The 15,882-nt window shown below is 49.0% G+C and carries 14 protein-coding genes; 6 read left to right on the forward strand and 8 right to left on the reverse strand.

Going from position 1 to position 15,882, the window contains the following annotated elements:
- Positions 1-16: 16 nt before the first annotated feature.
- Entirely contained in the window at positions 17-709 is a 693-nt protein-coding gene (pspA, locus tag AC2T0J_RS22475; RefSeq protein ID WP_489807944.1) for a phage shock protein PspA, read from the reverse strand.
- Between the two features lie 207 nt (positions 710-916).
- Between pspA and pspF the strand changes: the two genes are divergently transcribed.
- Genes pspF through AC2T0J_RS22505 form a run of 6 tightly spaced genes read left to right on the forward strand, consistent with a single transcriptional unit; the run spans position 917 to position 7,362 of the window.
- Entirely contained in the window at positions 917-2,026 is a 1,110-nt protein-coding gene (gene pspF, locus AC2T0J_RS22480; RefSeq protein ID WP_489807945.1) for a phage shock protein operon transcriptional activator, read from the forward strand.
- A gap of 2 nt (positions 2,027-2,028) precedes the next feature.
- The gene (locus tag AC2T0J_RS22485; RefSeq protein WP_489807946.1) at positions 2,029-3,651 is read left to right on the forward strand and encodes an ABC transporter substrate-binding protein; all 1,623 of its coding nucleotides are present in this window, start codon (positions 2,029-2,031) and stop codon (positions 3,649-3,651) included.
- Positions 3,644-4,675 carry an ABC transporter permease subunit gene (locus AC2T0J_RS22490; RefSeq protein WP_489807947.1) on the forward strand — a complete coding sequence of 344 codons (1,032 nt, stop codon included), beginning with the start codon at positions 3,644-3,646 and terminating at the stop codon, positions 4,673-4,675. The genes AC2T0J_RS22485 and AC2T0J_RS22490 overlap by 8 nt, the downstream gene beginning before the upstream one ends.
- Entirely contained in the window at positions 4,662-5,555 is an 894-nt protein-coding gene (locus AC2T0J_RS22495; RefSeq protein WP_489807948.1) for an ABC transporter permease subunit, read from the forward strand. Before AC2T0J_RS22490 ends, AC2T0J_RS22495 begins: the two co-directional genes overlap by 14 nt.
- Complete coding sequence (locus AC2T0J_RS22500) at positions 5,555-6,550, forward strand: oligopeptide/dipeptide ABC transporter ATP-binding protein (RefSeq protein WP_489807949.1); 996 nt, start codon at positions 5,555-5,557, stop codon at positions 6,548-6,550. Before AC2T0J_RS22495 ends, AC2T0J_RS22500 begins: the two co-directional genes overlap by 1 nt.
- Positions 6,547-7,362, forward strand: a complete 816-nt coding sequence (locus AC2T0J_RS22505; RefSeq protein WP_489807950.1) for an ATP-binding cassette domain-containing protein — start codon at positions 6,547-6,549, stop codon at positions 7,360-7,362. The genes AC2T0J_RS22500 and AC2T0J_RS22505 overlap by 4 nt, the downstream gene beginning before the upstream one ends.
- A 4-nt stretch (positions 7,363-7,366) precedes the next feature.
- Here AC2T0J_RS22505 and AC2T0J_RS22510 read toward each other — a convergent pair whose 3' ends face one another.
- The 7 genes from AC2T0J_RS22510 to carB all read right to left on the reverse strand — a co-directional run bounded on the left by AC2T0J_RS22510 (position 7,367) and on the right by carB (position 15,879).
- Positions 7,367-8,497 carry a sodium ion-translocating decarboxylase subunit beta gene (locus AC2T0J_RS22510; protein WP_489807951.1) on the reverse strand — a complete coding sequence of 377 codons (1,131 nt, stop codon included), beginning with the start codon at positions 8,495-8,497 and terminating at the stop codon, positions 7,367-7,369.
- Positions 8,498-8,503: 6 nt separating this feature from the next.
- A complete protein-coding gene (gene oadA, locus AC2T0J_RS22515) occupies positions 8,504-10,285 on the reverse strand; it encodes a sodium-extruding oxaloacetate decarboxylase subunit alpha (protein WP_489807952.1) in 1,782 nt (593 codons plus the stop codon).
- 18 nt (positions 10,286-10,303) lie between these two features.
- On the reverse strand, positions 10,304-10,567 hold the full coding sequence (locus AC2T0J_RS22520) for an OadG family protein (RefSeq protein WP_489807953.1): 264 nt from the start codon (positions 10,565-10,567) through the stop codon (positions 10,304-10,306).
- 379 nt (positions 10,568-10,946) lie between these two features.
- Positions 10,947-11,420 (reverse strand): GNAT family N-acetyltransferase, encoded by a 474-nt coding sequence (locus AC2T0J_RS22525; RefSeq protein ID WP_489807954.1) that lies wholly within the window; start codon positions 11,418-11,420, stop codon positions 10,947-10,949.
- A complete protein-coding gene (locus AC2T0J_RS22530) occupies positions 11,420-11,974 on the reverse strand; it encodes an NUDIX domain-containing protein (protein WP_489807955.1) in 555 nt (184 codons plus the stop codon). Before AC2T0J_RS22530 ends, AC2T0J_RS22525 begins: the two co-directional genes overlap by 1 nt.
- A 77-nt stretch (positions 11,975-12,051) precedes the next feature.
- Positions 12,052-12,528 (reverse strand): transcription elongation factor GreA, encoded by a 477-nt coding sequence (gene greA / locus AC2T0J_RS22535; RefSeq protein ID WP_489807956.1) that lies wholly within the window; start codon positions 12,526-12,528, stop codon positions 12,052-12,054.
- A gap of 129 nt (positions 12,529-12,657) precedes the next feature.
- Positions 12,658-15,879: a carbamoyl-phosphate synthase large subunit gene (gene carB, locus AC2T0J_RS22540; protein WP_489807957.1), complete on the reverse strand. Its 3,222-nt coding sequence runs from the start codon at positions 15,877-15,879 to the stop codon at positions 12,658-12,660.
- Between the last annotated feature and the right edge of the window lie 3 nt (positions 15,880-15,882).

The following is a 15,882-nucleotide window of genomic DNA, read 5'->3' on the forward strand; positions in this document are numbered from 1 at the left end:
AATAAATTATAATCAGTTATTTAGATTTTGCTGTCTTTGCAGCAGGCTTATCAGCCTTTTTCATCTTTGCCTTCAGCGCTTCTAACTCATCATTAATCTTGTCGCCGGCTTCCAGCTCGGCAAATTCATCCTGCAAGCTTTTCTTACCCAGATCATAAGCTTCAACTTGCGACTCAATATCATCAATCTTGCGCTCATACTGCTCAAAGCGACCCATTGCCTCATCAATCTTGCCGCTGTCGAGGGTTTTACGTACCTCAAGGCGAGACGATGCCGTTTTCTGACGCATCAGGATAGTTTTCTGACGGGCTTTGGCATCAGCCAGTTTTTCCTGTAGCTGCACAATTTCATCCTGCAGCTTGCTAATTTGCTCTTCCACTGCATTCAATTCAGCGGTCAGCACATCTGCGGCTTCCTGACTCTTTTTCTTTTCTTGCAGCGCTGAACGGGCCAGATCTTCGCGATCTTTGCTCAGGGCAAACTCCGCCTTGCTCTGCCAGTCGGCGGCATCCGCTTCCATTTTGCTGATTTGAGAAACAATTTCCTTTTTATTCGCGATGGTCTTAGCTGACGCTGAACGAACCTCAACGAGTGTGTCTTCCATTTCCTGAATAATCAGACGAACCATTTTTTCAGGATCTTCGGCTTTATCCAGTAACGCGTTAATATTTGAGTTCACAATGTCTGTGAAACGAGAGAAGATACCCATAATTATTTACCTCTAGCGCGTGTTAAACAGTTTGGATTAACTTGGTTTGAACTTGTACTAGTACATACAAATACCGCGCCAACTCACAAAAACCAAGTAAAGCTTTGAAATTATTGGTTAATATTTAATATCAATAAACGCTGTAATCAACGATGCTTTTAATCTACACTATTAATTGGTCGATTTGGCTACTTTTTGAGGGAATTAATGAGTCGTTTTCGCCAGCAAGATAATTTACTTGGCCAGGCCAACAGTTTTTTAGAAGTTTTAGAGCAGGTTTCGCAAATCGCCCCGCTTAATAAACCTGTGCTCATTATCGGTGAACGTGGTACCGGTAAAGAGTTAATTGCAGCTCGCTTACACTTCCTGTCGCAACGCTGGGATCAAAACTATGTAAAGCTAAACTGTGCTGCGCTTAACGAAAATTTGCTGGAAAGCGAACTCTTTGGTTACGAAGCTGGCGCATTTACCGGCGCGGGTAAGCGCCGTGAAGGTCGCTTCGAACTGGCGCACACCGGAACGTTGTTTCTTGATGAGCTGGCCAACACGTCCGGTTTGATCCAGGAAAAACTCCTCAGGGTTATCGAATACGGTGAGTTTGAGCGTGTCGGGGGTAACAAAACGCTCAAAGTAGACGTGCGCTTAGTCGCCGCCACCAACGAAGACCTCCCTGCACTGGCCGAAAGCGGCGAATTTCGGGCCGACCTGCTCGACCGACTGGCCTTTGATGTTATTACCATCCCACCACTACGTGAACGTCAGGAAGACATTTTACTGCTGGCCGAAACCTTTGCCATTAATATGGCCCGGGAACTGGAAATGGAACTGTTCAGCGGCTTTACCGAAAAAGCCAAGCGTATCCTGCTTGAGTATGACTGGCCCGGTAATATTCGTGAGTTAAAAAATGTTGTGGAGCGCGCCGTATACCGCTGTAACAACCCCCATTTACCGGTCCACGAAATTATTCTCGATCCCTTTGAATCGGCTTTTCGGCCGAAAGGAAGAGTTAAAACCCAGGACCGGATATCTGCGCCTGCTGAGCAGTCAGAAACCAAACCCGCAACCACCGCCAGCGACGCTGTGGTAACTGCTGAGACAGTAGCCCAGGCGACACCAGCAAAACCGGCCACAGAGTATCCGGTAGATCTTAAAAACCTGTCTCAACAGTATGAAATCGAGTTGATTCAGCAAGCCTTAGCAGACAGTCAGTACAATCAAAAGAAAACGGCCGACAAACTTAGTCTGACCTATCACCAGTTGCGGGGCTACCTCAAGAAGTACAACCTGCTCGACTCTGCGGCCACTGAGGAAGAGTAATCATGCGAAAGTGGTTAGTCTGGCCGGTGGTTTCAACAACTTTGATGACGTTACTAGGTGGCTGTTCGCCGCAAAAATACAGCGCTAACTATACCAATGGTTTGGTGTATTGCTCGGAAAGCGATCCCATTTCGATGAATCCTCAGCTCGATACTTCCACTACCACCGCCGATGCCACTGCCCATCAGATTTACGACCGGTTGCTAGAGTTCGATACAGAAACCGGCCACATCCGACCATCACTGGCAACCAGCTGGTCGATAAGTGACGATGGACTGTTATACCATTTCTCACTACGCCAGGATGTTAAATTCCACAACACGGATTACTTTACGCCCAGCCGCAGTTTCAATGCCAGCGATGTGCTGTTTTCGTTTAATCGCTGGCGTTTACCACAACACAGTTTTCACAATGTTTCAGGTGGCTATTACCCCTACTTTGAATCACTGGGCCTGGCCGATAATATTGCCGACATTAAGGCGCTTTCACCGTACGAGGTTGAAATCAGCTTAAAGCAACGTGATAGTTCTTTTCTGGCCAACATTGCCAGTGACTTCTCGGTCATCCTTTCAGCCGAATATGGTGATGTGCTGATGTCTGAAGGGATCCCGGAGAAAATAGACCGCCTGCCTGTCGGTACTGGCCCTTATCAGTACGCTAACTACCAGAAAAATCACTATATCCGTTATGACGTTAATAATGATTACTGGCAAGGCACCCCGGCGAGTAAAGCGCTGATCTTCGATATTACGCCGAAAAGCTCGCTGCGACTGGCTAAACTGATGACGGGAGAATGTGACGCGATAGCCTTTCCGGCCCGGGTAGACCACCAGATTATTCGTGAACGGGAAGATTTGATATTGGCCGAAAAACCTGGTCTCAACATAGGCTTCTGGGCATTTAACACCGAGCGTCCGCCGTTTGATAATCCCTCCGTACGAAAGGCCCTTGCTTACGCTATCGATAAAAACACGCTAATTGAAGCGGTCTACTTCGATAGTGCGACCCGGGCTAAATCGCTTTTACCGGCAGCCAGCTGGGCTTATCAGGCTGATGCTCAGGACACTGGTTATAATCCTGTACTGGCCCGCCAGTTGCTCGATGAAGCTGGCGTTGAACCAGGCTTTACCATGTCGGTATGGGCAATTCCCGTAGAGCGGGCGTATAACCCTAACGCTCAGAAGATGGCAGAACTTATCCAACGCTATCTGGCCGATATTGAGGTTGAAGTGAATATTGTCAGTTATGACTGGTCGACTTTCCGCCGGCAGTTGCGTCAGGGTAACCATGACTCAGTACTGATCGGCTGGTCGGCCGATAACGGTGATCCGGATAATTTTTACCGGCCCTTGTTAAGCTGTGATGCGATTCCTTCCGGCACTAACCGGGCGCGGTGGTGTAATCCGGCCTATGATGAAATCCTCGACCGCGCCTTACAAACCGAAGATGTGGATATCCGCAAAGCGTTATACTTTCAGGCCAACGAACTGTTGTTCGATAAACTGCCAGTGGTGCCGATTGCCCACGCATACCGGTATCAAGCATACCGGGAGGAATTAAACGGCATGGTGATCAATCCATACGGCGGTGTCAGACTGGGCGGGGTAACCAAACAACGTGATTAGAATCCTGTTTCGTTACTCTGTTTTATTCAGCCTGACTTTGCTGTCGCTGTGTGCCCTGTCGTTTTCACTGATTTATCTCTTCCCGGCAGAGCCAATTACCACCTTAACCGGTATTATGCCGCAGAACCTGATTCAGCATGAAGCACTGATGAATCAGTATCACCTTAATAACAGTATTATCGTACAGTTTGCCGATTACCTCAGTGAACTGTTTGCCGGTAACTGGGGAGTCAGTCTGATTTCCGGTCAGCCCCTGTCTGAAGAGATCATGCTGGCTTTACCTGCTACGATTGAGCTCAGTGCCTGTGCCATGTTTATTGTCATCGTAGTGGGGATCCCGCTCGGTTGCTACAGCGGATTGCGCGCCTACAGTACTACCGACTTTACCATCAACTCCCTCAGTGTCACGGCCTATTCAGTACCTGTATTCTGGCTGGCAGTGCTGTTTATTCTTACGTTTAGTTTGCAGTTTGGCTGGTTGCCCCTTTCCGGGCGAATCAATCTACTGTTTGATATTCCGCCTAAAACCGGTTTTCTGATGATTGATATTTTACTGGCCGACAACGTTGATAAGGCCGCCGCGTTCAGCGATGCTCTGTTACATATGATTCTCCCAGTATTATCCATTACGTTTATCTCCACCGCGTCGATGATCAGGGTCACCCGGCGCTCCATTATCGATGTACTGAACAAACCTTTTATTATTGCCGCCCGTTCCAAAGGGTTATCGAGCAATCAGATATTTTTCCGCCATGTGTTGCGTAATGCCCTGTTACCCATATTGCCGCTGATGGCCATGCAGATCACCACGCTAATTACCAATGCCATGATTGTAGAAACCCTGTTTTCCTGGCCAGGCATCGGCAACTGGCTGATTCAGGCCATTTACCAACGGGATTATTCTGCATTGCGTATGGGTATGCTGGCCGTTTCGACGCTGGTTGTGATGATCACTATTGCCATTGATTTATTTAACCGTTTAATCGATCCAAGCAGGGAAAAGTACGAAAGTGTCACGATTTAGCCTCTACGATGATGAAGCCCATCCGTCGCCGTGGCAACACACCTGGCGGGCGTTTAAATCCAGTCATATCGCATTGGTAGGACTGGCTGTTCTATTGTTGTTTGTGTTTTTTGCTTTCTTTGCCCCGCTTGTGGCCCCTTACAACCCTACTTACCAGAACACCGAAGCTCTGCTCATTCCGCCGAGCTGGGCACCAAACGGCTCGATTGCTCACCTGTTCGGCACCGATGGTCTGGGCAGGGATTTATTTTCACGCATCATGTACGGTTGCCGGGTGACATTCGGAACCAGCCTGCTGGTAGTTATCATTGCTATGGTGGTTGGCGTTACCATAGGTACCATTGCCGGTATGTTAAGTGGTGTTCGCTCCAGCGTGGTAAATCATTTACTGGATGCACTGATGGCTATCCCCACCCTGCTGATAGCCATTATTATCGTTGGCATTCTGGGGAGTGGCCTGGTTAATAGTATGTGGGCCATTACGCTGGCGCTGATCCCACAATTTGTGCACCGTACCCGCTCCTTTGTACGGGGCGAAATGAAAAAAGACTATATCCAGTCATCCACGCTGGATGGCGCCAGCAATTTGCAGCTGTTTTACTACTCAATCTTACCGAATATGATTGAGATGCTGGTAGTACAGGGCACTCTGGCGCTGTCTATTGCGGTTATCGATATCAGTGCCTTGGGCTTTTTAAACCTGGGCGCACAAGCGCCGCTTCCCGAACTGGGGGCTATTCTGGCCACAGGCCTGGACGCGGGATACCTGGCGCCCTGGAATATTGCTATTCCTGGCGTGTCGATTTTTCTGATGGTATTGTCGATCACTATAGTAGGTGACGGACTGCGTTCTGCACTGCGCAAAAGGGTGAATCGCTAATGCCTTTACTGGACATCAAAAACCTGACCCTGGAAATCGATACTGGTACCCAGGTGATTAAAGCCCTCGACAAAATTAACCTGACCGTTAACTCGGGCGAGATCCGTGCCTTGGTAGGCGAGTCGGGCTCAGGTAAAAGCCTGATTGTGCAGGCGATAGCCGGGGCGACGCCGCCTAACTGGAGAATTACCGCCGACCGCATGAGCTGGCATGGGAATAATCTGCTGTCGATGTCAGAACAAAAGCGTCGACAAATCCTGCGCAAGGATATCGGCGTGGTATTTCAGCATGCCATTGCCTCGATGGACCCATCAGTCACGCTTGGCGAACAGCTGGAAGAATCCCTGCCGGATCAGCTTATTGAGGGTAATTGGTTCTGGCAACGGGCACAGTCGCGACGCAAAGTGGTGATAAACACCGTGCATAAAGTGGGCATTAAAGACCACGAACAGTATCTGCGCGCCTACCCCCATCAGATCCCCACCGACATTGGTCAGAAACTGATGCTGGCCACGGCACTCATCAGTCAGCCTAAAATGCTGATTGCCGATGACCCCACCCGGGGTATGGAAACCACCACTAAAGTACAGGTGTTAAAACTGCTGTCGCGTTTGAATCAAACCCGCTCGTTAGGGATTTTATTTGTCAGTCACGACCTGCTGGCCATTGCCAGTATGTCACATACCATGACGGTTCTTTACTGTGGTCAGACCGTGGAGTCCGGCAAAATGAAGCATATTCGTAAACGGCCGCTGCATCCTTATACCAAGGCGTTATTGGACAGTGCCCCCAGTTTCAGTAAAGATTTACCGCCCAAGTCACAGTTGCCGACACTGGCCGGCACGATCCCGACTCTGCAGCATCTGCCTATCGGCTGTCGTTTGGGCCCTCGTTGCCCCCGCGCCCAGCGTGCCTGCGTGAATGTACCGGCGGTACGCAAAATTCATGATCATAGCTATAGTTGTCACTTCCCACTTCACCGGGAGAAAGTATGACGCAAATCCTCAATGTCAGCGGCTTAACTTTTCGCCACAGCAGCAAAAAGCGCTGGCTGAAAAAACCTGAGGTGTTTTCTCTCGGCCCGATAGATATGCAGGTGACCAAAGGCGAAACCATTGCCATTATAGGTCAGAACCGCTCGGGTAAATCCTTACTGGCAAAAATGCTGGCCGGTGCGGTGGAGCCCGATGAAGGCCATATCCAGTTACAAGAAGAAAGATACTGGTCAGTAAAACACCGTGTTGCCCGCAAAAAAGCCGACATTACCGGTATCCGGATGATTTTTCAGCACAACAGTGAATCAATCAACCCCGGGATCACTGTGGGCCAAATCCTCGATGAACCCTTGAGGTTAAATTCATCCATGGCTGAGGATGAGCGTATAGCCCTCATAGGCGATACATTGGTAAAAGTAGGGTTACTACGGGAGCATATCTATTTTTACCGCCATATGCTTTCTGACGGCCAGCAACAGCGTGTCTCACTGGCGAAAGCCATCTTGCCCGACCCAAAGGTACTGATTGCCGATGAACCTTTTGCCGCGTTGGATCCCACTATCCGTTCCCAGACCGTTAACCTGATCCTGCAACTACAAAAAGAAATGGGCCTGGCGTTTATCTTTATTTCGCACAACCTGGGGATTGTCCGGCACATCGCCGACCGGGTGATTGTGATGGATAAAGGGCAGATTATTGAAAGTGGTAAAACAGAGACCATCTTTCGATGGCCTCAACATGAAATGACCAAGAAACTGGTGATGTCTTATCAGTCGCTTATCCCGCAACAAACCATGCGGGAACCCGATTAATAAATTAACCCACCAATGCTAACAGCACACCGGCTGCAACAGCAGAACCCAGTACACCTGCAACGTTTGGCCCCATAGCATGCATTAACAGGAAGTTATGCGGGTTTGCTTCAAGACCAACCTTGTTGACTACCCTGGCAGCCATAGGCACAGCTGATACCCCTGCAGCACCAATCAATGGGTTAATGGTACCGCCACTAGCTTTACTCATTATTTTGGCCATGATGACACCTGTTGCGGTACCAATCGCAAACGCAATGGCGCCCAGCGCCAGAATACCCAGCGTTTCAACAGTCAGGAATTTATCCGCTGATAGCTTTGAGCCGACGGCTAACCCCAGGAAGATAGTGACAATGTTAATTAACTCATTTTGTGCTGTTTTGCTCAAACGGTCTACCACACCACATTCTTTCATCAGGTTACCAAAGCAAAACATACCCACCAATGGCGTAGCCGAAGGCAGGAACAGAATAGTCAGGAACAGCACTGCCAGAGGAAATAACACCTTCTCTTTAGCAGATACGTGACGTAACTGAGCCATCTCAATTTTGCGTTCTTCCGGCGTGGTAAGTGCCTTCATAATAGGCGGCTGAATAATCGGTACAAGTGCCATATACGAATAAGCAGCAACCGCAATAGCACCCAGCAAATCGGGCGCCAGCCTGGAAGCCAGGAAAATAGCCGTGGGCCCGTCAGCACCACCTATAATGGCAATTGCCGAAGCGTCCTTGAGGGTAAAATCGAAACCCGGAATAAAGTTAAGTGCAATCGCACCGAACAGCGTGGCAAAGATCCCGAACTGGGCAGCCGCGCCGAGTAACAACATTCGCGGGTTAGCGATTAACGCGCCAAAATCGGTCATGGCACCCACGCCCATAAAAATAAGCAGTGGAAATACGCCCGAGTGGATCCCCACTTCGTAGATGTAATACAACATCCCGCCAGGCTCAGTAAACCCTGCCAGTGGAATGTTGGTTAGTATGGCGCCAAAACCAATCGGAAATAACAGTAACGGCTCAAACTTTTTAACGATTGCCAGATACAGCAGTAGTCCGCCTACTGCCATCATGATTAACTGGCCGGATTGAAAATGGGCCAGCGCAGTGCTGTCCCATAATATGGCTAATTGTTCCATAGCAGGTTAACCCAAGCTGATCAGAGGCTGACCGCTGGAAACGCTGTCGCCATCTTTTACCTGAATTGAAGACACGGTGCCGTCAAACGCACTACGGATCTCCGTTTCCATTTTCATGGCTTCCAGAATGATCACCACATCACCATTGGCAACCTGATCGCCCGGCGATACCAGGATTTTAAAGACGTTACCCGCCAGTGGTGCATTAATGGTCTGGCCCGACGGTGCCGGAGCAGACGCTGGCGCTGCTGCAGCCGGCGCCGGAGTGATTGCACCCAGCTCGCCTTGAGCACCGACTTCAACGCTATACAGCTTGCCATCTACACGTACATCGTAAACCGCCGCTTCTGATGCTGAGGCTCCAGCACTGGCTGCCGGCGCAACAGCTACCGCTTCTTCGCCGCTGGGCACCGGTTCAAAGGCATCCGGATTATTGCGGTTTTCAAGGAACTTCAGACCGATTTGCGGAAACAGGGCATAAGTCAGTACGTCGTCAATTTTGTCTTTTGCCAGAGAGATGGATTTTTCTTTGGCCAGACTATCGAGTTCCGTTTCAAGTTTTTCCAGTTCCGGCTCTATGAGATCGGCCGGACGACAGGTAATAGCTTCGCCACCATCGAGCACGCGAGCTTGCAGTTCGCTGTTTACCGGCGCAGCAGTAGCACCATATTCGCCTTTCAGCACCCCTGCCGTTTCTTTGGAAATACTCTTATAGCGTTCGCCGGTCAGTACATTAAGCACGGCCTGGGTACCAACAATTTGAGAGGTTGGAGTCACCAATGGGATAAAACCAAGATCTTCGCGCACACGCGGAATTTCCTGCAGCACTTCGTCAAATTTATCAGCTGCGCCCTGCTCTTTGAGCTGGCTTTCCATGTTGGTAAGCATCCCGCCTGGCACCTGAGCCAAGAGGATACGAGCATCCACACCTTTTAAGCTACCTTCAAACTTGGCATATTTTTTTCGTACATCGCGGAAATACGCGGCGATTTCCGCCAACTCAGGCAAATCCAGGCCAGTATCGCGCTCGGTACCTTCCAGAATCGACACAATCGTTTCTGTTGCAGAATGCCCGTAGGTCATACTCATTGAAGAAATAGCGGTATCCAGAATATCAATGCCAGCGTCGATGGCTTTTTGATAAGTTGCGGTGCTTAAACCTGTAGTAGCGTGACACTGCATGGCAATCGGCACTTCAACGGTTTTCTTAAGCTCAGTGATTAAAGTTTCACATTCGTAGGGCTTAAGCAGACCTGCCATGTCTTTGATACAAATAGAGTGCACACCCATATCTTCGAGTTTTTTCGCCATGTCCAGCCACAACTCAAGGTTGTGGACCGGGCTCACGGTATAAGAAATAGTCCCCTGTGCATGTGCACCACAACTGACTGCCGCTTTAATTGCAGTTTCCAGGTTACGCACATCATTCATTGCATCAAAGATGCGAAACACGTCTACACCATTATCGTGGGCACGCTCAACAAAACGGGTGACAACGTCGTCAGCGTAGTGACGATAGCCCAATAAGTTCTGGCCACGCAGCAACATCTGCTGTTTGGTTTTTGGCATGGCTTTCTTTAGCGCGCGGATGCGTTCCCAGGGATCTTCGCCTAAGTAGCGAATACAGGAATCGAAGGTAGCTCCACCCCAGGACTCGATAGACCAATAACCAGCATTATCAAGCTTTTCAGCGATGGGTAGCATATCGTCCAGACGCATCCTGGTGGCTAGCAGTGATTGGTGCGCATCCCGAAGCACCAGTTCGGTAATCGCCAGTGGCTTAGACATGTGTTCTCCTAAAGTGTGTTATTTATTTTTTGCGTTTCTGTGCGCATGCACAGCAGCAGATATGGCGGCGATAACGTTATTATCGGCAGCGGCTGTTGAAGTGGCTTTCGTGCCCGACGTTCTGACCGGCGCCTGAGGCTCCTGACCAGGGAAACGTTCACAAAAAGTTTTGAGTGCGTTTACCGCGAAAATTAGAATGGTCAGAAACACAAAAACAAAGCCCATTCCTACCAGCAGCAAATTGCCAGCTTCCATGAGTAATTCTGAAATTGGTGTAGTCATTGCTTTTCCCGGGCATTATTTTGGAAACAAATTAGTATCACGGCAGTTAGTAAAAGACAATATAAACAACCGTTTGAATTGCATAAAAAGTCATTTTTTACGACTAAATATTAATATATATTCTATTTTATGCATAAAATTAAGTTTCATTTATGCATCTTATAAATGGTGTGAATACCTATATCACACTAAATTAACAAGTTTAAAAGGGTGGCACTTGTCATAAACAGTATTTATAGCTTGTATAAATTTTTAATATATTACCTGTTAAGAAGTGTGCTGAAGTGAAACGGTGAAGACAAGACAAACCAAAACATTGCTTGATCTGAATTAATGGAAAAATGACTGGCGGCTTCAGCCCAATCTTGACTGCCAGTGTTTATAAGGCTTTGCACATAAAACAACTGTGCGGGTCGGGCTGATAATCGGCAAATGGCCCACAAAATTCAAAACCATAGCGCAGATATAACTGCCTGGCCGGAGCAAAAAAATCCATACTGCCCGTCTCCAGCCACAGGGTTTGATAGCCAGCATCGCTGCCATACTGAATAACATGTTCCAATAATCGTTTACCCGCGCCGACTCGCCTTGCGCCGGACGGTGTCCGCATGGATTTTATTTCTGCCTGGACGGGATTAAGGTGCTTTATGGCTATGCAGCCAAGCAGTTGATTACCTGAACGCGCCGCAAAAAAGGTGATATCCGGCGCTTTTAGCTTATTCACGTCCAGAGCATGAACGCACTCGGGCGGCGATGTGGCATACATGTCTGCCAGGTGTTCCTCGAGTAAAGCAATAACGTCGCCGCCCGATAAGTCGTCCTCTGTAATTTGCAGCGATGCAATGTTGCTCATTAAAGATAACCTTTAAGCGTGGCCAGTCCGAATGCATTACAGCTAGTTGAGTCCATCATCTCACCGCTGATAATACGGTCTTTTACTTCAGACAGAGGCAACTTATGCACGGTAAGCCCCTGCTCTTCTTCTTCGAGCTCCTGAGCCGTTTTGCTGAGGGTTCTGGCTACAAAAATATGATAGCGCTGAGAACACATACCATAGGCAAGGAATTGTTCGCCGACATATTGCCAATCAGCCGCCAGTAAACCGCACTCTTCCCTTAATTCAGCCTTTGCAACACTTAACGCATCAAAAGCCTCAGCGCCTTCTTTCGCACCCTGAGGGAATTCCAAATGGCGGCCTTTCACCGGATAGCGATACTGCTCAACAAGATAGACATCGTCACCATCAATAGCGATGACCACCACAAAATCGGGCTTATCGACAACCCCGTAAATCCCGCGATAACCATCGTCGCGACCAATGGCATCTTCGCGTACGGTCATCCAGCGGTTCTGATAAACCACTTTCGAGTCGAGGGTTTGAATTTCGTCGGTCTTGGTCTCTTTCATATAAATTGATTTAGTGCAGGGGGTATAACTAAGCGTTTACCAAGAAAAAGAGCTGCGAAAGCAGCTCTCAGAAAAGATTAAAGATATTCCACTTCAATGATTTCGTATTCAACCGCACCAGCCGGCGTTTGAATGTTCACCATATCGTCGAGCTCTTTACCAATCAGGCCTCGGGCGATTGGCGAGTTAACAGAAATCAGGTTCTGTTTAATGTCGGCTTCATCGTCACCCACAATGCGGTAGGTGGTTTCTTTATCGTTATCAACGTTAAGAATGGTGACGGTGGCACCAAAAATAACCTTGCCATTGTTAGGCATTTTGGTGACATCAATAATTTGTGCATTGGACAATTTGCCCTCGATGTCCTGGATGCGACCTTCACAGAAACTTTGCTGTTCACGGGCAGCATGGTACTCCGCGTTTTCTTTTAAGTCGCCATGTTCACGGGCTTCCGCAATGGAAGCGATAATTTTTGGACGCTCTACCGATTTAAGCTGATTCAACTCCTCGCGAAGCATCTCAGCACCACGTGCAGTCATAGGATATTGAGTCATGTTGTTATTCTCACTTACCTGGAAATGTTTTACCTAAAACAAAAAAATGCGCCCGGTGGGCGCACTTTTCAATAGTTAATAACGAATTAATGCGTTAATGAAGAATACACAGAATCCTTCTTTTTGTCATTAGCCGTTTATTCTGGCGTGTAAGTCCTGAACCGAAGTGACTTTGCCACGATCGTCAGCTGATTTAGCCTGCACAGTGGCAAATGCAGCATTCATGGTCGTGGTATAGGTAACTTTATTCACCAGCGCTTCACGACGGATATACACCGAGTCGGTAATCGCCTGACGGCCTTCTGTTGTGTTTACGATGTAAGAATATTCACCATTCTTAATCGCATCCACAATATTCGGACGACCTTCAGAAAGCTTGTTCACTACCGATACTTCAATACCCTGAGCACGCAGAGACTCTGCAGTACCACTGGTACATTCAATGGTAAAGCCCTTCGCGATTAACGCCTTGGAAAGTTCAACCAGCTTAGGCTTGTCGGTTTGACGCACTGATAACAGCGCCTTACCTGAAGCAGGTAATGGAGCACCAGCGCCAAGGTTTGCCTTAGCATACGCTTCTTCAAAGGTATCCCCTACCCCCATGACCTCACCGGTTGAGCGCATTTCAGGGCCTAACAGTGGATCCACACCCTGGAATTTAGCAAATGGCAGAACCACTTCTTTCACTGAGTAAAACGGCGGGATAACTTCTTCATTGAAGCCCTGTTCTTTCAGTGACTTACCGGCCATTACCCGAGCTGCTATCTTGGCCAGCGGAACCCCTGTGGCTTTAGACACAAATGGAATGGTCCGGGCTGCACGCGGGTTAACCTCAATCAGGTACACTTCGCCGTCTTTTATCGCAAACTGTGTGTTCATGAGGCCAACCACACCAAGCTCCAGCGCCATGGCTTTCACCTGGGCTCGCATCACGTCCTGAATATCTTTTGGCAGTGAGTGCGGAGGCAATGAGCAGGCAGAGTCTCCGGAGTGAACACCTGCTTGTTCGATGTGCTCCATAATACCGCCTATCACTACATCGGTACCGTCACACACGGCATCGATATCCACTTCGATGGCATCGTCAAGGAAACGGTCAAGCAGTACCGGTGAGTCGTTTGATACCTTTACCGCTTCATTCAGATAACGTTTCAAGTCTTTTAAGTCATACACGATTTCCATCGCGCGACCACCCAGAACGTAAGAAGGACGAACCACCAGCGGGAAACCAATTTCCTTCGCTTTTTCCAGTGCCTGTTCCATATTGCTAACGGTTGCGTTAGCTGGCTGTTTCAGCGCCAGTTTATTTACCATTTGCTGGAAGCGCTCACGATCTTCCGCCCGATCAATGGCCTCAGGCGAGGTACCGATAATGGGTACACCATTGGCTTCAAGGGCGCGGGCCAGTTTAAGCGGGGTCTGACCGCCATACTGTACGATAACGCCTTTAGGCTGTTCCACCGCAACGATTTCCAGCACGTCTTCTAAAGTTACCGGTTCGAAGTACAGGCGATCTGAGGTGTCGTAGTCGGTAGACACGGTTTCCGGGTTACAGTTAACCATAATGGTTTCGTAACCGTCTTCGCGCATGGAAAGCGCCGCATGTACGCAGCAGTAATCAAATTCGATACCCTGGCCGATACGGTTTGGACCGCCGCCCAATACCATGATTTTGTCTCTATCAGACGGCGCAGCTTCACACTCTTCATCATAGGTTGAGTACATGTAAGCAGTACTGGTGGCAAATTCAGCTGCGCAGGTATCTACCCGCTTATACACAGGTTTAATACCCATGCCTAAACGCAGGTCACGCACGTCACTTTCTGCAACCGCCGTTAATTCGGCCAGGCGCGCGTCTGAGAAACCTTTGCGTTTTAACGTGTGCATCAACGTATCATCGATGTTGGCCACGCCTAACTCAACCACTTTTTGTTCCAGTACCACCAGCTCTTCTAATTGCACCAGGAACCAGCGGTCAATGTTGGTTAGCTTGAAGACATCTTCTACGCTCATACCTGAACGGAAGGCATCACCGATATACCAGATACGCTCGGCACCTGGCTGGCGCAGTTCATAAATCAGCTTGTTTTGTGCTTCCGGGTCGTCAAGATCGAGGATTGGATCTAAACCAGCCACGCCAACTTCAAGGCCGCGCAGGGCTTTCTGCAAAGATTCCTGCTGGTTGCGACCAATCGCCATCACCTCACCGACAGACTTCATCTGAGTAGTCAGGCGGTCGTTCGAGCCGGCAAATTTTTCAAAGTTAAAGCGAGGGATTTTAGTTACAACGTAGTCGATTGCTGGCTCGAAAGACGCAGGCGTTAAGCCACCGGTGATGTCGTTCGCCAGTTCATCCAGGGTATAACCCACAGCCAGCTTGGCCGCTACTTTGGCAATCGGGAAACCGGTGGCTTTTGAGGCCAGCGCTGATGAACGTGATACCCGCGGGTTCATCTCGATGATAACCAGGCGGCCAGTTTGAGGGTCGACGCCAAACTGAACGTTTGAACCGCCGGTTTCCACCCCAATTTCGCGCAGAACAGCCATGGCTGCATTACGCATAATCTGGAATTCTTTGTCGGTTAAGGTTTGCGCCGGCGCTACGGTGATGGAATCACCGGTGTGCACACCCATTGGGTCGAAGTTTTCAATGGTACAAACAATGATACAGTTATCCGCTTTATCGCGAACCACTTCCATCTCGTACTCTTTCCAGCCAATCAGTGATTCATCAATCAACAACTCGTTGGTGGGTGATAAATCCAGACCGCGGGTACAGATTTCGTTAAATTCATCGATATTATACGCGATACCACCACCGGTGCCGCCCATAGTGAACGACGGACGAATGATACACGGGAAGCCAATACGGCTTAATACATCGTGAGCCTGTTCCATGGAGTGAGCGATTTCAGCGCGCGGGCACTCAAGACCGATTGACTTCATGGCTTTATCGAAACGTTCGCGGTCTTCCGCTTTATCGATGGCATCCGCCGTGGCGCCAATTAGTTCGACGTTGAATTCATCAAGCACGCCTTCACGATTCAAATCCAGCGCACAGTTAAGTGCAGTCTGACCGCCCATGGTAGGCAGGATTGCATCAGGACGCTCTTTCTCGATGATCTTGCGCACCACTTCCCAATGAATTGGCTCGATGTACGTTGCATCAGCCATTTCCGGATCGGTCATGATGGTAGCAGGGTTAGAGTTAACCAGAATTACGCGATAGCCTTCTTCACGAAGGGCTTTACACGCCTGGGCACCTGAATAGTCAAATTCACAGGCCTGACCGATAACGATAGGCCCGGCGCCGAGGATTAGGATACTTTTTAGGTCGGTACGTTTTGGCATTGG

Source organism: Alteromonas sp. ISO5, from assembly GCF_058105165.1.